The organism is Paenibacillus sp. NN59, assembly GCF_057597225.1.
In genome coordinates this window covers 6,314,936-6,333,497 of the sequence record NZ_CP199678.1, presented here as the reverse complement: position 1 = coordinate 6,333,497, position 18,562 = coordinate 6,314,936, and the positions used below count along the sequence as shown (strand labels likewise).

Genomic DNA, 18,562 nt, shown 5'->3' with positions numbered 1-18,562 from the left:
TGTTATTAAATCAATTCATCATGCTCGCAACGGTTTCCCCGATGATACGGATGCCTTTGCGGATGTTCTCGTCACTGACTCTGGAGAATCCAAGCCGCATGGTGTGAAGCCCTTGACCCGGCTCCAGATAAAAGGTATCTCCGGGAGTAAAGGTTACCCCGTTTACTTTACAGGCAGCTAGCAACTCTCTTGTTCGCACTTCTGGTGGAAACTGCACAAACAGATGCAAACCGCCTGCTCCGGATATTTGACACATCGGCAGATGCCGTTTCAGACAATGCACAGCGAGTTCATACTTTCGCTTGTACTCTGTACGAGCCCGTTTTAGATATTTTTCAAAATTGCCGTTGCTTAAATATTGATATAACAGAGACTGATCCAGAGTAGACGTATGAATACTGCGCGCCCGCTTCATGCTTTCCAGATAATCGATCAATGTAGCATCCGCGATAATCCAGCCCACACGCAGTCCGGGAAACAATACTTTGGAGAAGCTGCCGAGATAGACAAGGCCGTTACCCTTACCCATACTGGCAATCAAGGGTGAGACATGGGAGCCGGAATAACGAAGCTCTTCGTTAAATCCATCCTCAATGATCGGAACTTGATATTCGTTCATTAAACGTATAATTTCAGTTCGTTTTGCAGGCGAAGTCACGATTCCGGTCGGATTGTGATACGAGGGCACAAGATATGCCAGATCATATGCACTTCCAGCCAGCTGTTGCTCTAGCTGCTTCAGATCCAGGCCATCCGGTTCCATATCGATACCGGTTAGTTGAAACTGGTGCAACTTCAGGTTTTTGATCGCCGTGTGATGTGTAGGGTTCTCACAGAGTGCTTTACCGCTCTTCTTGCGCAATGCCCCAAGGACCAGGTCAAATCCTTCCGTAAACCCGTTCGTAATCAAAATATCCTTACCCGTAAGGTCGACCCCTTTGTTTTCCATGTAGTTCATCAAATAATTCATGAGCGGTTTATATCCTTGCGCGTAGCCGTAATTAAGTAAAACTTCTCCTTCAAGTGACATGCGATCCAGGAAGGCCCGTTTCACATTTTGAAGATCAAACAGTTTTTCATCCGGCGCGATGCTGGTAAAGGAAATTTCGCCGCGCTCGGCTCCTGAGCCATGTTTCATCAGATCATATTGCTCTGCCTGGATTGCATAATCACTTACCTCTGCCGTCCAGTCTAGTTGCCAATGGATTGCATTGGTCTGCTGCGTTTCAATAAGTGTGCTGACGTAATTACCCTTACCTTTGAGCGCATAGATCAACCCTTCTTCTTCAAGCTCTGCGTAGGCGAGCAGAATGGTGCTTCGGCTTACCTTCATCAACGTGCTCAGCTCACGGGTTGAAGGCAGTTTCTGATTGGGTTGCAAACCGCCTTTTAACATTAATCGTTTCAAATAATCTTTGACTTGTATATATACAGGGCGGTCCTCCGTCAATTGCAGATCGGAATACATCCCATCACTCCCTCTACTGGTATCTTGCCATATTATAAACCCAGCAGAAAGAACCACGATACCTCTGTTTCGTAGCTAAGGTGGCCTGAGTTGTACGCACAACGGGAAAAAGCCCTGGCTCATATGCCGGGCTGGAGGTGAAGCCTGTTCAATTCTAAGGGTGTAATACTATTCTGTTCTAGCTACAGTTGAATGTTCTGACTAGTCTCTAGAAATACCTGTCTATATAATTCTAAGTGGATCAACTTCCTATGCTATATGCTTTGTCTATATTATTCTAATTCTAGATGATAAACTTGATGCTGTAATAAAAAGAAATCTTAAAAGGCTAATTATTGCCACTCAATGCTTGCTGCAATAGGTTTTCGTAAAGATGGTGATTCTACAATCTACTTCAAAGCTACGGTTCTTACTAACTGTACTCTTCTCGTGTGCACGTCACCGAATTCAGTATGAAAAAGATGAAAAATGGTAGGCTCTATAAAACGAGCGTGGATACAAAGACATATGTCTTAGTGCCCAAATTCTTCCTCATACCCCTATAGTACCACTTTGAATCAGGGAAGTTAACCTTTTTTTTGAAATATTTGTCGCAAAAGCGAAAATTCCGTGAAATCTACTTCTTTTAACTCGAAATGGTGTCGGATTATGATATGTGTTAGGATGTATTTCTATAGAATATAAGGAAGTGAAATGGATGATTCAGATTACGGTTCCTACACCAGATGTGACCATTACCAAGCAGGAAAATCCGCAGTTAAGCCACATTTATGGATTTACTGATTTTCACCTGATTACGCGCGAGCAAGGCGGAATTTACATGTTTTATAATGCCGCAGGTGAGTTGTTATTTGTCGGGAAAGCGCGAAAATTAAGACCGCGAATCAAAAAGCATTTTGAAGATACGGTATCTCCAATGAAGAATCACCGCGACGAAGTCACAAAGATTGAAGTTTGTTTGGTAGAAGATCCAATGGATCGTGAAATTTATGAGACCTATATCATTAACACGATGCGGGCGAAGTATAATGTAGACAAGGTACTGTATAAGTAAGATAGATAAGTAAGTAAACAAGTTTATTTAAGGTGCACAAGCAAGAACGTAAGCTTGAAATGCATTTAGGACATATGTCCTAGGTTCGTGTGCAGGTGGACAGGATGTGATCCATGGATTGCATCCAACTCCATTTCCTTTGCAAATATAGTTCTACGTAACAAATATTGAAGCTAAAAAGTTCGCTTTTCAAGGAAGTAGCACTAGAAAATGGGTTTCACAGATTTACCCAATACATAAGAAGAGGTGATTGTGTTGATCGGTCGTAGCGGTAATCCTACACTTAAGGACAGCACGTTTGAGAACAGAGGATATGGAGAGGATCGGTACCAGAACTACATGACGATTAACGGCACGGTGAACAAAGCGTTCATCACGTTGATCATTTTGCTGGGCAGTGCATTTGCAACATGGATGATGTTTTTCAAAGGACAGGAAGTGATGCCGCTTGCATATGGCGGGTTAATTGTCGGTTTTATTTTGGCGCTAATTATTTCGTTTAAACCGGTGGTATCTCCATATCTTGTACCGATCTATGCGGTAGCAGAGGGGATGTTCCTGGGTGCACTTTCGGCAAGTTATGAGTCTTTGTACAACGGAATTACGTTACAAGCAGCTTTGCTAACCATGGCGGTGTTTGTTGCCCTGTTAACAGCCTATAAAACGCGGTTAATCAAAGCAACAGAGAACTTCAAGTTAGGCGTAGTGGCTGCAACGGGCGGTATCATGATTATGTATTTGCTTAGCTTTGTGCTCGGTCTGTTCGGCATCACGGTTCCATATCTTCATGAGAACAGCCTGATTGGTATTGGTATCTCGGTTGTGATTGTCATTGTTGCCGCGCTTAATCTGGTACTGGATTTCGATTTTATTGAAGGTGGTGCAGAACAAGGGGCACCCAAGTATATGGAGTGGTACGGTGCCTTCGGGTTGATGGTCACGCTAGTTTGGCTTTACATCGAGATTCTTCGTCTGCTCAGCAAACTGCGGAGCCGCGACTAGAAGCACTGCTCAGCAGTGAGCCGAGCTATAAGATTGTATCTGGTTTGATTGTGTTGCGTTGGTAACTTAAAGGGCTGCGTCAGGTCAATACAATAGACCTGAGCAGCCCTCTTTGAGTTGTTCGGCTTGCGGGCGGTTATTACCGTGGAGAAAGCTGGACCGAAGAGGACATCAAGAGCCGAATTGTTGAACTTCGGTTTGCTCCGCAGGAGCGTTTACATACAGGAGATACTGTGATTGGCTATGCTCCAACTGCTCATCGGTTACATGAGATACATCATGAAGTGAATATGGAGGTAGGTAGTCTGCTCCAACATAACGTACCAGTGCCTCCAGAGGCCGTAATAGCTCTTCAATCGTGAAGCGGTTGGTTCCGGCTGACTGATAAGATTCAGCTGTACCAAAAGTCGAAACGGCTGCGCCTATCTGTTTTCCTTGCAGCTTGCCCCCGTCAGGCCCATAGGCAAATCCGGCTTGAAGCACGGTGTCGAACCACCACTTCAGAAGTGGCGGGCTACTATACCAATACAACGGGAATTGGAAGATGATGCGTTCATGCTGCTCTAGTAGCAACTGTTCATGGCCTTCATTGATCGTTCCTTTGGGGTACTGGCGGTATAAGTCGTGCACGGTAATATGATCATGCTGCTGTAATTCTTGTACCCAAGCCTGATTAATCCGTGATGAGGCCAGATCGGGATGAGCGACAATAATTAACGTTTTCATAGTTATCTCTCCATTCTGCGGAAGGTGTATTCGCCCTTACATCATAGTCAATTAACTTTATAAAAGTAAGTACGCACTTTTTAGTTCAATACTTACAAAGTAGTAAGTAAGCTGAAAAAGGCAGCCCAGCATGTTCATCATGCACAAGGCTGCCTTTTTGGATGTACGCTTACGGGGGAGACTAGGAGTGGTCTAGTTATCCGCTGGTAAGGGAACGGAGATTGGAGCGGGGGACTCCTGAGGGAGCTCTGTTGCGAACTGACTGCCCCACTGCTGTAAAAGACGGATAGCTGGCGTTAATTGTTCACCCAGTTCCGTTAAAGCATATTCTACTTTGGGCGGCACGACAGGATAGACCTTGCGGTTAACAATTCCTGCCTGTTCAAGCTCACGAAGTTGTTCAGCAAGCATCTTGTGGTTAATCCCGTCAATGAGCTTCTTCAATTCCCCGTATCGCTTTGTGCCATCCATTAATTTGCATATTATTGTTGTTTTCCATTTTCCAGAGAAGAGAGAGACGGAAAGCTCGATTGGACACTGGTACTGCTTGCCATTGAATTTATATTGAATAGCAGACATTCTCTAACGACACTTCCCTTCTGGTAAGTTTTGCACGAAAAAGTGTGTACTTATCTTTTGTAAGTATATTTTGTATGCTTAGCGTTGTAAATAGAGATTATGGAGGTGGAAAGATGCGCAGAACGTTATTGGTTTATTTGGTTTCTCTGGCAGCGTTTTTTGGTCCATTCACACAAACCCTCTACTCGCCGTTGTTGCCAGAATTAGCAAATAAGCTTCAAACCTCTCAAGACGCTGTTAATTTATCAATTGCCATTTATCCGATATTTTTTGCTTGTATGCAGCTCGTTTACGGTCCGTTACTGGATCGATATGGAAGGCGTAAAATGTTGTTGATCGGATTTATGTTCTATGTATGTGCCACGATTGGCGTAGCACTATCTGATACGGTCACACAATTAATTATATTTCGAGCGTTGCAGGCTATTGGAGTTGCTGTTGGTTCGGTAGCAGCCATTACCATCATCGGAGATTTGTTTGAAGGAAAAAAACGGGGACGATCTATGGGGATCTATCAAATGCTGGTTGCACTCGGGCCTGGTCTGGGGCCAGTCGTAGGGGGCATTGTAGGACAACATTACGGCGTGGATCATTTATTTTGGCTTCTGTTTGCAGTGAGTTTATCGTTTTGGCTCATTTTGTTTTTGGGTTTGCCGGAGACATGGACGCCCCGTGTTAATGGGGGACAATTTCGGCTTCGGCAGATGACCGCGGTACTAAATCACCGCATCGGACTGGCAATTGTTGTACTAGGTTCTGTACAGTACGCAGTCTTCTATACGTTACTTGTGCTGCTTCCGAATATTTTGATCGAGGGATATGACCTGACGCCAAGCGGCATGGGTTGGCTGTTTATGCCTATATCGGTCTGTATCGTCATCGGAAGCATGATTGGCGGACGTCTGCAGGAGTATGTCGAAGCCAAAAAGTCGCTGTTGTTGTTAGCGGTCTTTAATATGATGTCCATACTGTTGTTCGTAGTGACAGCGTCACTGTCGATTTCCATACTGGCGATAAGTTTAGCCATATTTGGTTTGACTCTTGGATTATCGCTGCCCGTTCAGATTACGATACTGGCAGATGAAATGCCGAATCATCGAGCAAGTGCAACGGGAGTCTACAACTTTTTCCGCTATGTCTGGATGACAATTGGGCCAATAGCAGGTACGTCTTTCTATCGCTTTGGCTACAAGATTGAATTTTTAGTTTTCGTTCTCATTTTTGTCGTTGTCCTTTTCTTTATGTATTCTCGGTTCTTTGGGAGGACCAAAGAGTCCCGTTCTATGGAAGCCTAACGGTTCCATTTGAAGCGGAAGGACGAGTAATGACTACGACTACACCGCCCGCGCTCAAATACGTTACTTGCAGAGTTTCTTGGGGGGAGGCCCTGTACTTTGCTTCAATCCCCTCTCCCAACTGGGCTGGCATAAACACAAACACATCATCTCCCAGCGTTAGCGTCTTCCACTAGCTTGGTATACATCTTATCCAACGTCACAACTTCCGGTCTCATTGGCAGTTCACCATCGGCGGTGCAGGCAGCCAACATATGCTTTGCATCCAGAGGCTGGCTGTAGAAACGATGGGGCATGACGCGTATGTTCTGATCACCTTCTGCATCGCTGCTCAGTTGCTCCCCTTTTTGCTGCAGCTTTCCTGTTAACTCTGCGTGCCCAGTTTGCGTGCAACACCAACAAAGATCGCCAACCTGTTGCCCTTGTACATACTGGCTTGGGAGAATAGCAAAAGAATCCAGCGGTAGCGACAGACCTGTGCCTATAGCTTTAATGTAGCTCTCCTTTAGCGTCCACAGGCGATAGAAGGTATGCAGCTGTTGATCGGCAGGCTGTGCTGCCAGATAAGTGTTCTCTTGTGGCGAGAAGAAACGCTCTGCGATCTGCAGGTCAATCGGTGCTATTTTCTCCACATCGACACCGAGTTCATCTTTACCTCCAGCAATCAGTGCAATCCAATCGCCGGAGTGCGAGACATTAAATTGTACATCAGCTTCGTGAGTAAGGGCGGGTTTTCCATATTTGTTACGGGTAAACGTAATCTCCCTATGTCCCAGGCCGGTCAATTTGCTTAACTTCACACGGGTCAGCACTTCACCTAGCACTGACCGATATGCATCTGCTTGATGCATGAAGCGTGAAGCCTGTGCCCGCCGCTCTTCAGAAACGAATGACAGAAAAAGATCCCAATATGGTTCAGGTACAACGGAGGGCACTTGCAGTACTTGTATAGTTATCATCATTTATCACCTGACGTTGTATTCGGCATGGATGACAGGCTTTCCTCTATATTTATCCTTATCTCGCGTTTTTCTCCAATGGATCAGGCTAGTTGTGTTTTTTTCCATTCTTCATGCGCAATCTGTATCCGTTCCCACATCTCCCTACGCTCTTGTTCCGTATAAATCACTAACGGTTCATAGAAAAGCTTGGTTAGTATGTCTTTCCACTCATTGTAATTTCGAATTTCTGTCTTGCTAATGCCCTCGATTCCATGCGTTCGAAGCACGCATCCCCTAAGCTCATAGCTGTGGCCTGTATCTCTCTGACGGAGCAGAAATGCGTTATGCCAGGGTGAATCCACGGATTGGCTGTAGAATTCATGCTTGGGAATAAACTCTTCCAGACGGGTAAGCTCCTCGGGATCATAATCCACTCCCATGCTTGGTCCGTTAGGCTCGTATTCAAGCCTCCATCCACCAGGAACAACGGAAGAAGGCATCAATGTATATACGTAAACGGGACGGGTCCATAGGTTCCGTAACGAAGAGGGAGAGGTTCAAAAGGCATACCGCCCAGACCGACATCCACAATCCAACGTTCCACATTCGGGTCCGCATCTGGCAAAGAGACGGACAGACCGAGATGGAACGAGTTCACACGTGGCTGTTCTCCATGCGGCTGAACGCCCGCGCGGTGCCAGTGCACCGTATATCCCAGGGAATGAAGTAAAACACTGAATGCGCCGTTCAAATGGAAACAGTAGCCACTGCGTCCTTGCAGGATCAACTGCACGGATTCTTGCAGATCGATGTCTGCAGGCCTGCCCGCAAAAATATCGACCGTTTGCCAAGATAGATGATGGATATGTGCCTGTTGCATCTCGGCAAGGAATTCTAAAGTGGGTTTCTTGATTGTATCTATGCCTATCCGTTTCAGATAAGCGTTTATTTCAGCTGGAGTTAATGTAACATTCATCTCGATCACCTCAAGTCATATCATGGGCTGCAGGGGAAATGCCTCAAACGCTACTGCCCTGAATTCATTGTATAAGTGAGCATCTGAAATGCACACACAAGTTTATTATGATTGTACCGGTACAATTCTAATGATACTCATAGTGGAAATAGGGTACACATATATATTTTGCGCACGTTATATGATAAATGATAGTTTGGTTTCTTTTTCCGGGGTATGTTAACCGTTTGGAGTGGAAATAGGTTAGAATAGAGATAGATAGCAGGATTAGGAGATGGAAAACATGGCTAATGATGAAGTGATTTTGACACAGGAAGGCTTGGAAAAGCTGGAGGAAGAACTGAAGGAACTGAAAACGGTGAAGCGCAAGGAACTGGCAGAACGACTGAAGCTTGCGATCAGTTACGGGGACCTGAAGGAGAACAGCGAGTATCATTCAGCCAAAGATGATCAGGCATTTATGGAGACCCGCATTCTGATTCTGGAAAAGATGTTAACCAAAGCAAGAGTCATCAGCTCAGATAATATGGATTCCAATAAAGTAAGTATTGGTTCAACAGTGATATTGAACGACCTTGAGTTTGCTGAAAAGATCGAGTATCAACTGGTCGGCCCGGCGGAAGCGGATGTATCCAACAGCAAAATTTCTTATGAGAGTCCATTAGGCAAAGAGCTGATGGGCAAAGAAGTAGGAAGTGTGATTCATGTCAATGCTCCAATGGGTGTAATCAAATATGAGTTGCTAGAGATCAAAATCTAGACAGCATCGAGCGAAAACAATACACATATGCGGGACAATACCCTGCGATATATAGACTTTCAAAAAGGGGATGTTTCAGAGGCTATGCCAAGAGCTGTCTGAAACATCTTTTTTTGTGTTTTCCCAAGTTAACTCAGGGTTCATTGTTGATAGGTGATGGTTAAGTTTCAGGTTATTTTCCCATACTGAATTCATCCTGAAATCATCTCCAATTTGGTGAATTTTCGACAAATACTGATTTTTGCATGACCTGACACGCGGACTAGTATATAATTACGGGAAAACTTTAAAGTGATGGAGTAGATACAATGAATTTGAGTAAGTCTGATCTAGACCCAAACAACGCTGGCAAAGGGGAACGCTTCTCGCGTGCCGGTTTTATTCTGGCGGCCATCGGTAGTTCCGTAGGTCTCGGTAACATGTGGAAATTCCCTTATATTACGGGCGAAAACGGGGGAGCAGCTTTCTTCCTGCTCTTTATTATCTGTCTTTTGCTGATTGGTTTGCCTGTCTTGCTTGCCGAGCTTGCTATTGGACGAAGTGGACGGGGGAGCGCAGCAACTGCTTTTATTAAAGCAGGTGGACATAAAGGTTGGTTAGCGGCTGGTTTACTGCAAGTATTAACGCCTTTTATCATTCTGTCCTTCTACGTCATCATCGCGGGATGGACATTACAATATGCTGTAACTTCGTTCAGTGGCACGTTGTTTAATAATCCGGATTATGGCGCACAATTCGGCAGTTTTGTCGGCGGTTATATGCCGATTGTATGGCAGTTGGTTTCTGTCCTGATCACAGGCTGGATTGTAGCGAAGGGTGTATCGAACGGAATTGAGAAGTTTAACAAAATTCTAATTCCAGCCATGCTGGTTCTATTAATTGTGTTGATGATTCGTGCCGTTACGCTGCCAGGGGCAGGTGCGGGAGTTTCCTTTTTCTTGAATCCGGACTTCTCCCAGCTTACAACGGAGTCGGCATTGGTTGCGCTCGGACATGCCTTTTTCTCGCTGTCGCTGGGTATGGGTATCCTCGTAACGTATGGTTCGTATGTGGATAAAAGCCAATCCCTGGGTGCGGCAACAGTTGCTGTTGGTGCGGGCGACTTGCTCTATGCCTTTATCGCGGGACTGATCATCTTCCCGACGACGTTCTCTTTTGGCATTGCACCAGACCAAGGGCCGTCCCTGATCTTCATTGCGCTACCTGCAGCATTCTCGGCAATGCCGCTAGGATTCCTGTTTGCCGGATTATTCTTTGTTTTGCTGGCAATCGCAGCGTTGACATCAGCAGTTTCACTGCTGGAGGTTCCCGTTAAATACTTCATGGAGCGTCTTTCCTGGAGTCGTAATCGTGCCGTATGGAGCATCGCTCTCGCTGTCTTCATCGTAGGACTGCCTTCCGTTCTGTCGCTCGGACTGTTCCCTGAGTGGAAGATCGGATCGAAGAGTGTATTCGACTGGATGGATTTTGTGGCGTCCAACATCTTGCTTCCTGTAGGCGGGTTATTGGTTACGATCTTTGCGGGATACTTTTGGAAAACGGCTGCGGAGGCAGCTGGTCTAAGCTCCGGCTGGTTCCGCATCTGGCTCTTTATGCTTCGTTATGTTGCACCTGTTCTGGTTCTGCTCGTTCTGCTGCATACGTCTGGCATTATTCACTTCTAGGCCGCCTGCGCAGATTTACCATGCATAAAACCTCTTGGAAGAAATGCAAAAGCCCTTGTGTTCCCTTCTTAATTTTGGGACAATACAGAGTAGAGGTTTTTTGGGTAAGACGACCGATGAGCCATATGCTTTTTGCGAAAAGAGGTTTATACCATGATTAAATCATCCATATATGGATTAACATTAGAGCAATTACGTACCTGGCTGCCCGAGCATGGGCAGAAGAAATCCCGTGCTTCTCGCATCTGGGAGTGGTTATACCAGGAACGGGTTCATGATTTTAACGGCATGTCCGATGTTCGTCAGGAATGTTTGGATGTGCTCTCTGAGCATTTCACCTTGAATTCAATGAGTGAACATGTGAAGCAGGAGTCAGCAGACGGTACGGTGAAATTCCTGCTCCGGTTGCAGGATGGCAACCTGATCGAGACGGTGCTCATGCGGCAAAAATATGGCTTAACTGTCTGTGTTACCACACAGGTCGGATGTAATATTGGCTGTAGCTTCTGTGCCAGCGGGCTGATCAAGAAGAGCCGTGATCTCTCCGCAGGAGAGATTGTAGAACAGATCATGCATGTACAGCGGCATCTGGATGCAGCGGGTCAAGGTGAGCGCGTCACAAACGTTGTGGTCATGGGCATTGGCGAACCATTTGATAACTTTGAACATATGAGCAACTTTATCGAAGTGATCAAGGATCGCAAAGGTTTAGCGCTCGCAGCGAAGCGAATCACGGTGTCCACAAGCGGATTGCCGGATAAAATCAAGGAATTTGCAGACAGCAGTCTGCAGGTGAACCTTGCGATCTCACTGCATGCGCCGAATAATGAGCTACGTACACATATCATGAAGATCAACCGGGCATTCCCGATTGAACAATTGATGGATGCGGTGGATTATTATTTGGAGAAAACAAACAAACGCATCATGTTTGAATACATTTTGCTTCGGGATGTGAATGATCAGCGCGAACATGCGGCTGAACTCGCAGAACTGCTGTCCAGTCGTAAGAGCATGGTCAGTGTGAATCTGATTCCGTACAATCCGGTGGATGAGCATAGCCAGTACCAGCGCAGTACGGAAGAGAGTATTCTGGGATTCTATGATACTCTGAAGAAGAACAACATCAACTCTACGGTACGTATGGAGCATGGTACAGACATCGATGCGGCCTGCGGACAGCTACGTAGCAAGCAGATGAAAAATGCGGAAGCTAAAGCAGATGTAAAAACAGCTGCAAAATCAGATGCCGGCCGTCTGGCTATGGGATAAAAAACACAACAAACGCCTCTATGTACTCACTGACGAAGTGAAGATAGAGGCGTTTTCTTTGAGTTGCAAGCTAATTTCGAACGGAGAGATGATGTCTCTTAGTTCAGCTTTTTTGTCATCAGCAGATGGGGAATGCCATCCTCCATGAAAACATCGGAAGCCGGAGCATAGCCAAGACGTTCATAGAAGCCGGAGGCTTGAACCTGTGCGTGCAACTTGGCTTTCTCTAATCCGTCCTTTCTGGCCATCTCCTCCAGCTTGTTAATTAATACACGGCCCAGACCATGCTTGCGGTAATCCAGCATCACGCAGATGCGTTCCAGCTTGGCTACTTGCTCTACGATGCGTAGTCTGGAGGAGGCGGCAGGTACACCATCCACATAGAGTAGGATATGGCGTGCTTCGGTACCTAGCGCATCAAATGCATCGAATTCATCGGAGGCAGATACGCCTTGCTCTTTCACGAAAATGGCCATACGAATGGCTAAGCAGGCCTCCAGTAATTCCATTGTGTTTGCTTCAACAATAGTTATATTCATGGATCGTTCTCCTCTGCTTGTTTGTAATGTGATATCGGAATGGAATTGAAAGTGATACACTGAACTAGTGTAGTTATATCATTAATTATGTTGCGAATGCAACAATTTTATAGGGGTGTGAACTCTGTGACAGAACCGAAAGAACCTAAATTAGCCAACGAACCGACTCAGCCGAACGATGAATCGCAGGAAGTACATGAACTGAACGAGCCTAAGGAAGTGTTGCGCGAAATTGGCATGATTGCCCGCTGTCTGGATTCCATCAGCAATGTGGAGTTTCAGCATTTGAACTTGTCCCGTGGACAATATTTGTACTTGTACCGCATTTGCGAGAACCCTGGCATCATTCCGAACCAGCTGGCTGAACTGATCAAGGTGGATCGTACAACGGCAGCGCGAGCAATTAGCAAACTGGAATCTGACGGATTCATTGTCAAACAGCCAGCATTGGGTAATAAGAAGAATAAGGTGCTGTATCCAACAGAGGCTGGACTCGAAGCATGGCAGTTCATTCGCAAAGAAGGTGTACATTCGGATCATGTAACGTTGAATGGTCTGACTCAGGAAGAGATTCAGACAGCAATCCAGCTGCTACGGAAGATGAGACATAACATCGAGGTCGATTGGAAATTTGTTAAAAAGGGCGGTCGCCGCCCATACATGGATATCCATGATTAAGCGCACACTGTGGATAAGGCCTACTTCCAAAAATGTAAGAAGTGGCTCAGTTGCTCCGTCATATATTCCCGTCAGGAGGAATGGTGTGAAGTTTATTTTCCGAAAAAAGCGTTCATGGTACATATTACTTGCGATTGTTGTAACTGTAGCGATTGTAGTGCTATGGAGGGAGCGGTTTGTGATGGAGAAGGTATCCCCTACAGTTGCCTTTGTTAAGGAACATATGACGAATCCGAATGGCACACTTGCAACCTATTTGCAGGAAGCGGCGTCGGAGAGAGCGGACATCGTTGCTGGCCGAGAGGCATTATCGGAGTCACTTGGATTGTGGATGCAGTATGCATTGGCAAGTGATAACGAAGTTATGTTCGAGCAGGCCTACAAGCAGCTCCAGACATACTATGTGATCAGGCCCGACGTCTATATCGCTTGGAAGCTTGATCCTCAAGGGAAATCCCATGTGGCAACCAACGCGTTAGGTGACGATCTACGGATTATGGGGGCTCTGTTGCAAGCGGCAGACAGGTGGAATCAAGGCAGAGCACACAAACTGGCGACCGCATCGGCCCTTTCCCGAACATTAACGCAGCGAACCGAGCAACAGGGGTACCTGGTTGATTTTTATGATTTCAAAAGTGGACATTCCACGGACACCTTAAGTCTGGTCTATGTGGATTTGCTCGCCTTGCAAGCGATGAGAGACCATCAGATGCTGGGTCCGGACGTTTACAGCAGGTACGAGGATATACTGCATAAAATGCCTGACGATGGATTATTCTATCCGAAGAGCATGAATGTCAATACCAAGGCTTACACCTACGATGACAAAGTTAATCTGATTGATCAGCTCATCGTTGCCAATCATGTGATGGAGATGGGGCATAAACCCGACAAGCTGATTGCTTTTCTAAAAAAAGAGTTCGGCACTCGGGGCAAGCTCCCCGGACAGTATGTTCGTAGAACACAGAAACCAGCCGTAGATTATGAATCGGCATCGGTATATGGTCTATCCATCCTGCTCGCTGTTCGCTCAGGTGATCCGAATTGGGCAAAGCAGCTGTATAAACATATGACCACACTGCGAGGGCAAGACACACGATATCCGGGCGGTTATGTATTTGACGGAAACACCCACCTGTTTGATAACTTGTTTCCGTTGCTGGGTGAAACTTATTTATATAATTTTCTTAAAAAGTAAATTTTTATCTATATAATCCAAGATTATATGTTACTATATTATTGTCTTTAATTGTCGATTTTTGTTGAAGTTTCGGTTATAAAAAAGAGGTGTTGGCACCGAGTCATTCTGAAATTCGATGCAGAGAAGGAGGACTATGAGAAATAACGCACCTACCCAGCGTCTGGCCTGGGGTTACGCAATCTTGATTAGTCTCGCCATCGTGCAGCAGTTCTTTGTATATCTCCACTTGTACATGAATCAAAGCTACACCAAGCTGGATGTTGTATTAAGCATAGCGTCACTAGGGGCGCTCGCCGCGGGACTCTTGCTTCCTGTTGGTGTATCCGTCGTACTGATATTTGTATACTTGGTCACTTATTTTGTGTGGCTCGTGACTTTTGCAGAACCCAATGCGCTCGTGTTCTCCTGGTGGCTACTTATTCCGGCGAACACGGCAATTGCTGCTTATATCAAAAGAAGACTTGTGCGTAGTGCACGGGTAATTGAACGTCTGGAGCAGATGAAAGATCACAATCCAGAGATCGATCTGGATACTACGCTAGGGAATAAGGAAGCACTTGGAGATACATTGGTTAAACAGAGCAACCTTGCCAGACGTTATTCAGACTGCTATGGATTCAGCATCGCCATGTTTAAGATTGAATTTCTGCCGCTTGTGCAGGAGTCACTTGGTTCAGTTCGGTATTCCCAATTCCTGCTTGAGATCTCACAGTCGATTCAGAAGCAAATTCGATACGAGGATCACAAATTTTTTGTGGACCGCGGACGATTTGTCATTTTGTGTCCGATGGTCAATGTGGATTACTTACCGATGTTAACCCGCAGGATTAAAAAAAATATTATGGATATGGATGTGCTCGATAAAAAGGGGAACCAGCTCCAGACCATTATCAAATCAGGCGCACTGGTTTTTCAGAAGGAACAATTCAGCAAGTATGACAATCTGGACGCTGTCCTTGCCGCGTTGGAACGAAACACGGAGACGGATTTAATCGGGGAATATATTTAACCGAAAGGAGCGAGGCTTATGGATTATATGTCCTGGTTTATCCCGATCTGTATTGCCGTCAGTTGTATTTTTGTGGTGTTTACCATCGGATTAACGATTGCCACGCTCCGATTTCGCTCTAGGGTAATTCGAAGGTATGATCGGAGGAAAACGGATGGCTGATTTCATTCTGATCTTGTCGATATTCAGTATTTGGATCGCTGTGTTCGAATCGATCGTCATTATGGCCGGGGCTATTCGTTTTATCCACAAGCAGGAGAAGAAGGGTATTCAGATTCCGGAAAATATGGATCATTATCCGAACGTCACGGTTATGGTACCTGCTCATAACGAAGGTCTGGTCATCGTGGCAACAGTGGAGCATATTTTGCGACTGAACTATCCTGAGGATAAGGTGCAGGTGATTGTCATTGCAGATAATTGCACAGATGACACAGCCGATCGGTTAAAATCGTTCCTTGGACAGACCAGTTATGTGCACCGTAACGTCACGGTACTTGAACGCAAAGGTACGGGGGGGAAATCCGGTGCGCTGAACGACGGACTGGAACTGGCCACCGGCGATTGGATCTGTATATTTGACGCAGACGCTGCTCCAGAACGAAATTCACTGATGTTTCTCGCACAAAAATCACTGGAGAATCCTGAACAGTACGGGGTTGTATTTGGCCGAAACAAAGCGCGTAACCGTGGGCAAAACTTCCTCTCCAAATGTATTAATCTCGAAATTATAACGTCTCAGCGTGTCTACCACACCGGGCTGTGGGAGCTGTTCAAGCTGGGGACCATTCCGGGCACGAATTACATTATTAAGACAAGCCTGATCCGGGAAATCGGCGGCTGGGATGTGACCGCCATTACGGAAGATACGGCGTTGTCGTTTGAAATTATGAACCGGGGCCAGTTGGTTGCCCTAGCGCCGCAAGCGGAAGCATATCAGCAGGAGCCAGAGCAGCTTGGTGTATACATGAAACAGCGTGAACGCTGGGCCAAGGGGAACTACCAGGTGGTCCTGGATAACATTCATAATCTGTTCAATCGTTCCAGCTGGCGCAATAAATTGCTTGTTCTCTACTATGCGGTCAGTTACTTCTGGTTTATGTTGGCTATTATTGTGTCGGACATTATCTTTGTGGTGAACCTTGTTTATCAGGTTATCGCAATATTCAAACCGGAGGTCAGTTCTCCATTCCAGTTTGCTGGGGACGCATACGTCTACCTGGTCATTGGTTGGGCACTGATGTATTTTATCTATGTTCTACAGATCAATCTGGCACTGGCAGCGGATATCGGGCAGAGCAACACCCGGAATTTCATCTACGCATGTGTATCCTATTTCACATATGCTCAGCTCTTTATTCTGATCTCGATCCGGGCCTTCTACAATCTGCTGATGGACAAGATTCGTAAACGCGAGAGCAAGTGGTACAAAACTGAGCGATTTGGCTAGGAATTAAACACCTCAAACCAAAGTAGAAGGCTGTTTGCGGAGTGGGCTCCGGCAAGCAGCTTTTTTTATGGTGAGAGATGCTTTAATCCGGTATACTTTTACAGAATATAGCCCGCAGCAGGGTGAACCACACTAGTGTATAACTCATAGAATGGGGGTCAGTGCAGATATGAGTGAAAGAGGTTCTGATTTTTACGATAATAATGAGGTATTTGAGACGTATATGGAACGTCGGCAAGGCCAGGATAACGCCAATGATACGTTGGAGAGACCGGTTATGCTGGAGTTGGTCGGGGATGTTACGGGTAAACATATTCTCGATCTCGGCTGTGGAGACGCAAAATTTGCGGTAGAACTACTTGGCGAGAGGTATAATGGCTTGTCTTATACAGGTATTGAAGGTTCAACGAATATGGTTCGGGCTGCCCGCAAGTCCGTTCAGGGATTGAATGCCCGGATCGAGCAATCTTATCTCGAAGAGTGGACGTATCCTGTACATTCATATGACCTTGCCATTTCAAGACTGGCGATCCACTACATCGAGGATGTTGAAAGCCTCTTTCGTAAAGTGTATGGGGCACTTAAAAAAGATGGAACCTTTGTTTTTTCGGTAGAGCACCCGGTGATTACTTCAACGCTGCAACCCTCCGGAACACGAACCAATTGGATCGTAGATCAATACTTCGTCGAGGGGTATCGGGAGCAGCAGTGGCTTGGGGGTTCCGTCCAAAAAATGCACCGTACCATTGAATCGTATTACATGGCCCTGCAAGAAGCTGGATTCCGAGTGGAGCAATTGCGTGAATCAGCACCTAAGCGTGCAGAATTCGTCAATGAAGAGACGTATCAGCGCAGACGGCGTATTCCGCTTTTTCTGTTTCTCTCCGCACTGAAGTAGGCTAAGGAAGAGGCAAACATAGAATCGAAGTTATGCTCAGATTGGCGAAAGTTTTACACAGAAAACCGTGGATAACACAATATATAGGAGTAGAAAGCCCAAAAACTATCCACATGTGGATAAGTATTTGGGCTTTGCTGTTTATTCCGCCTCACTCTGTTCCTTTTGGATACAGATAATTCTAACCTTTAGATGCTGCTGCCCGTACATAAACTCGTTCACCATGCTGATCTACTTCTACTGGGGCTTCAAAGAAATCACTTAATACGTCCTGTGTCATGAGATCAGCGGTTAATCCACACCCACAAACTTCACCCCGACGGAGCAAAAGGCTGTGCCTGAAGACGGGCAAAATTTCCTCGGTATGATGCGTTACATAGATCAGCGAAGGTGAGTCTGAACGTGCTGTCAGTTCACTGATGCTATCCAGTAGACGCTCTCTGGAAAATAGATCAAGCCCATTACAAGGCTCATCCAAAATGAGCAGCTGTGGATTCGCCATCAGGGCACGGGCAATGAGCAATTTCTGCTTCTCCCCCTGCGAGCAAGTGCGATACTCACGATCCCACAGATGCTGGCAACCCAGTGTTTGCATCCAGTGCATTGCCTGATTCAAATCTTCGTCTGCCAGTTTGTCATACAGACCGATCGTAGCGTGTTTCCCACTAATCACGACATATTGCGTGCGGTCAGAAGCGTATAGTTTCTCTTGCAAGGAGGAGCTCACCCAACCGATCGACTTCCGAAGCTCCCTCAGGTCTACACTGCCATATTCATGACCGAGTACCGAGATGTTGCCTTCCGTAGGCCACAGGTAGCCGGTAATCATATTGAGGAGCGTTGTTTTGCCAGAGCCGTTCAGGCCAAGCAGCGCCCAGTGTTCGCCTTTGTTTACACGCCAGCTGACATCGTTCAGCAGGGTGAGGGATTCTCTCTTCCAAGTCACATGCTGTATATCAATGATCATTGAACCATCCCTTCTCTCTGATACATATCGCGCCTCCGTTTCTCAACTTATTGTATTGGAACTGTTATGGAAGTATCAATAGC

The 18,562-nt window shown here is 45.9% G+C and carries 20 protein-coding genes; 12 read left to right on the top strand and 8 right to left on the bottom strand.

The features are described 5' to 3' along the window. Nucleotides 1-10 precede the first annotated feature (10 nt). Nucleotides 11-1,468, bottom strand: a complete 1,458-nt coding sequence (gene pdxR, locus ACT89M_RS27585; RefSeq protein WP_154889925.1) for a MocR-like pyridoxine biosynthesis transcription factor PdxR — start codon at nucleotides 1,466-1,468, stop codon at nucleotides 11-13. Between the two features lie 697 nt (nucleotides 1,469-2,165). Between pdxR and ACT89M_RS27580 the strand changes: the two genes are divergently transcribed. Continuing rightward, nucleotides 2,166-2,522: a nucleotide excision repair endonuclease gene (locus ACT89M_RS27580; RefSeq protein WP_090921395.1), complete on the top strand. Its 357-nt coding sequence runs from the start codon at nucleotides 2,166-2,168 to the stop codon at nucleotides 2,520-2,522. Nucleotides 2,523-2,777: 255 nt separating this feature from the next. After that, entirely contained in the window at nucleotides 2,778-3,524 is a 747-nt protein-coding gene (locus ACT89M_RS27575; protein WP_090921397.1) for a Bax inhibitor-1/YccA family protein, read from the top strand. Nucleotides 3,525-3,695: 171 nt separating this feature from the next. Here ACT89M_RS27575 and ACT89M_RS27570 read toward each other — a convergent pair whose 3' ends face one another. Together ACT89M_RS27570 and ACT89M_RS27565 are read right to left on the bottom strand one after the other, a co-directional pair. Beyond that, nucleotides 3,696-4,250, bottom strand: coding sequence for an NAD(P)H-dependent oxidoreductase (locus tag ACT89M_RS27570; protein ID WP_154889927.1), 555 nt, complete (start codon nucleotides 4,248-4,250; stop codon nucleotides 3,696-3,698). Nucleotides 4,251-4,442: 192 nt separating this feature from the next. Continuing rightward, on the bottom strand, nucleotides 4,443-4,829 hold the full coding sequence (locus ACT89M_RS27565) for a winged helix-turn-helix transcriptional regulator (protein WP_154889929.1): 387 nt from the start codon (nucleotides 4,827-4,829) through the stop codon (nucleotides 4,443-4,445). A 113-nt stretch (nucleotides 4,830-4,942) separates the two neighbouring features. On the opposite strand from ACT89M_RS27565, the gene ACT89M_RS27560 reads away from it, so the two are divergent. After that, nucleotides 4,943-6,124: an MFS transporter gene (locus tag ACT89M_RS27560; protein ID WP_186809688.1), complete on the top strand. Its 1,182-nt coding sequence runs from the start codon at nucleotides 4,943-4,945 to the stop codon at nucleotides 6,122-6,124. Nucleotides 6,125-6,270: 146 nt separating this feature from the next. On the opposite strand, the gene ACT89M_RS27555 is transcribed toward ACT89M_RS27560, so the two are convergent. The 3 genes from ACT89M_RS27555 to ACT89M_RS27545 form a co-directional block, all read right to left on the bottom strand. Beyond that, the gene (locus ACT89M_RS27555; RefSeq protein ID WP_154889933.1) at nucleotides 6,271-7,086 is read right to left on the bottom strand and encodes a 4'-phosphopantetheinyl transferase family protein; all 816 of its coding nucleotides are present in this window, start codon (nucleotides 7,084-7,086) and stop codon (nucleotides 6,271-6,273) included. 80 nt (nucleotides 7,087-7,166) lie between these two features. Beyond that, nucleotides 7,167-7,505: a hypothetical protein gene (locus ACT89M_RS27550; protein WP_487344948.1), complete on the bottom strand. Its 339-nt coding sequence runs from the start codon at nucleotides 7,503-7,505 to the stop codon at nucleotides 7,167-7,169. A 59-nt stretch (nucleotides 7,506-7,564) separates the two neighbouring features. Continuing rightward, complete coding sequence (locus tag ACT89M_RS27545; RefSeq protein WP_308722579.1) at nucleotides 7,565-8,041, bottom strand: arylamine N-acetyltransferase family protein; 477 nt, start codon at nucleotides 8,039-8,041, stop codon at nucleotides 7,565-7,567. Nucleotides 8,042-8,324: 283 nt separating this feature from the next. Between ACT89M_RS27545 and greA the strand changes: the two genes are divergently transcribed. From greA to rlmN, 3 genes are all read left to right on the top strand, one after another. Next, nucleotides 8,325-8,801 (top strand): transcription elongation factor GreA, encoded by a 477-nt coding sequence (greA, locus tag ACT89M_RS27540; RefSeq protein ID WP_090921402.1) that lies wholly within the window; start codon nucleotides 8,325-8,327, stop codon nucleotides 8,799-8,801. A gap of 308 nt (nucleotides 8,802-9,109) precedes the next feature. Further along, a complete protein-coding gene (locus ACT89M_RS27535) occupies nucleotides 9,110-10,465 on the top strand; it encodes a sodium-dependent transporter (RefSeq protein ID WP_154984301.1) in 1,356 nt (451 codons plus the stop codon). 153 nt (nucleotides 10,466-10,618) lie between these two features. After that, a complete protein-coding gene (gene rlmN / locus ACT89M_RS27530) occupies nucleotides 10,619-11,737 on the top strand; it encodes a dual-specificity RNA methyltransferase RlmN (protein ID WP_308722580.1) in 1,119 nt (372 codons plus the stop codon). Nucleotides 11,738-11,835: 98 nt separating this feature from the next. Here the strand turns inward: rlmN and ACT89M_RS27525 are convergent, their stop codons facing one another. Then, nucleotides 11,836-12,276 carry a GNAT family N-acetyltransferase gene (locus ACT89M_RS27525; RefSeq protein ID WP_308722581.1) on the bottom strand — a complete coding sequence of 147 codons (441 nt, stop codon included), beginning with the start codon at nucleotides 12,274-12,276 and terminating at the stop codon, nucleotides 11,836-11,838. 237 nt (nucleotides 12,277-12,513) lie between these two features. Between ACT89M_RS27525 and ACT89M_RS27520 the strand changes: the two genes are divergently transcribed. The 6 genes from ACT89M_RS27520 to ACT89M_RS27495 all read left to right on the top strand — a co-directional run bounded on the left by ACT89M_RS27520 (nucleotide 12,514) and on the right by ACT89M_RS27495 (nucleotide 17,512). Next, nucleotides 12,514-12,954 carry a MarR family winged helix-turn-helix transcriptional regulator gene (locus tag ACT89M_RS27520; protein ID WP_154890334.1) on the top strand — a complete coding sequence of 147 codons (441 nt, stop codon included), beginning with the start codon at nucleotides 12,514-12,516 and terminating at the stop codon, nucleotides 12,952-12,954. A gap of 85 nt (nucleotides 12,955-13,039) precedes the next feature. Continuing rightward, on the top strand, nucleotides 13,040-14,152 hold the full coding sequence (locus tag ACT89M_RS27515; RefSeq protein WP_308722582.1) for a glycosyl hydrolase: 1,113 nt from the start codon (nucleotides 13,040-13,042) through the stop codon (nucleotides 14,150-14,152). Nucleotides 14,153-14,288: 136 nt separating this feature from the next. Continuing rightward, nucleotides 14,289-15,164 (top strand): diguanylate cyclase domain-containing protein, encoded by an 876-nt coding sequence (locus ACT89M_RS27510; protein ID WP_154889946.1) that lies wholly within the window; start codon nucleotides 14,289-14,291, stop codon nucleotides 15,162-15,164. A gap of 18 nt (nucleotides 15,165-15,182) precedes the next feature. Next, complete coding sequence (locus tag ACT89M_RS27505; RefSeq protein ID WP_167375743.1) at nucleotides 15,183-15,326, top strand: hypothetical protein; 144 nt, start codon at nucleotides 15,183-15,185, stop codon at nucleotides 15,324-15,326. Then, entirely contained in the window at nucleotides 15,319-16,614 is a 1,296-nt protein-coding gene (locus ACT89M_RS27500; RefSeq protein ID WP_090921414.1) for a glycosyltransferase family 2 protein, read from the top strand. Before ACT89M_RS27505 ends, ACT89M_RS27500 begins: the two co-directional genes overlap by 8 nt. 169 nt (nucleotides 16,615-16,783) lie before the next feature. Beyond that, nucleotides 16,784-17,512 (top strand): class I SAM-dependent methyltransferase, encoded by a 729-nt coding sequence (locus ACT89M_RS27495; protein WP_308722583.1) that lies wholly within the window; start codon nucleotides 16,784-16,786, stop codon nucleotides 17,510-17,512. A gap of 181 nt (nucleotides 17,513-17,693) precedes the next feature. On the opposite strand, the gene ACT89M_RS27490 is transcribed toward ACT89M_RS27495, so the two are convergent. Next, nucleotides 17,694-18,479: an ABC transporter ATP-binding protein gene (locus tag ACT89M_RS27490; protein WP_308722584.1), complete on the bottom strand. Its 786-nt coding sequence runs from the start codon at nucleotides 18,477-18,479 to the stop codon at nucleotides 17,694-17,696. Between the last annotated feature and the right edge of the window lie 83 nt (nucleotides 18,480-18,562).

Bases quoted from the DNA above. Each gene is read 5' to 3' on its own strand.
- pdxR (WP_154889925.1), bottom strand. From the start codon at position 1,468: ATGTATTCCGATCTGCAATTGACGGAGGACCGCCCTGTATATATACAA.
- ACT89M_RS27580 (WP_090921395.1), top strand. From the start codon at position 2,166: ATGATTCAGATTACGGTTCCTACACCAGATGTGACCATTACCAAGCAG.
- ACT89M_RS27570 (WP_154889927.1), bottom strand. From the start codon at position 4,250: ATGAAAACGTTAATTATTGTCGCTCATCCCGATCTGGCCTCATCACGG.
- ACT89M_RS27565 (WP_154889929.1), bottom strand. From the start codon at position 4,829: ATGTCTGCTATTCAATATAAATTCAATGGCAAGCAGTACCAGTGTCCA.
- ACT89M_RS27560 (WP_186809688.1), top strand. From the start codon at position 4,943: ATGCGCAGAACGTTATTGGTTTATTTGGTTTCTCTGGCAGCGTTTTTT.
- ACT89M_RS27555 (WP_154889933.1), bottom strand. From the start codon at position 7,086: ATGATGATAACTATACAAGTACTGCAAGTGCCCTCCGTTGTACCTGAA.
- ACT89M_RS27550 (WP_487344948.1), bottom strand. From the start codon at position 7,505: ATGGGAGTGGATTATGATCCCGAGGAGCTTACCCGTCTGGAAGAGTTT.
- ACT89M_RS27545 (WP_308722579.1), bottom strand. From the start codon at position 8,041: ATGAATGTTACATTAACTCCAGCTGAAATAAACGCTTATCTGAAACGG.
- greA (WP_090921402.1), top strand. From the start codon at position 8,325: ATGGCTAATGATGAAGTGATTTTGACACAGGAAGGCTTGGAAAAGCTG.
- ACT89M_RS27535 (WP_154984301.1), top strand. From the start codon at position 9,110: ATGAATTTGAGTAAGTCTGATCTAGACCCAAACAACGCTGGCAAAGGG.
- rlmN (WP_308722580.1), top strand. From the start codon at position 10,619: ATGATTAAATCATCCATATATGGATTAACATTAGAGCAATTACGTACC.
- ACT89M_RS27525 (WP_308722581.1), bottom strand. From the start codon at position 12,276: ATGAATATAACTATTGTTGAAGCAAACACAATGGAATTACTGGAGGCC.
- ACT89M_RS27520 (WP_154890334.1), top strand. From the start codon at position 12,514: ATGATTGCCCGCTGTCTGGATTCCATCAGCAATGTGGAGTTTCAGCAT.
- ACT89M_RS27510 (WP_154889946.1), top strand. From the start codon at position 14,289: ATGAGAAATAACGCACCTACCCAGCGTCTGGCCTGGGGTTACGCAATC.
- ACT89M_RS27505 (WP_167375743.1), top strand. From the start codon at position 15,183: ATGGATTATATGTCCTGGTTTATCCCGATCTGTATTGCCGTCAGTTGT.
- ACT89M_RS27500 (WP_090921414.1), top strand. From the start codon at position 15,319: ATGGCTGATTTCATTCTGATCTTGTCGATATTCAGTATTTGGATCGCT.
- ACT89M_RS27495 (WP_308722583.1), top strand. From the start codon at position 16,784: ATGAGTGAAAGAGGTTCTGATTTTTACGATAATAATGAGGTATTTGAG.
- ACT89M_RS27490 (WP_308722584.1), bottom strand. From the start codon at position 18,479: ATGATCATTGATATACAGCATGTGACTTGGAAGAGAGAATCCCTCACC.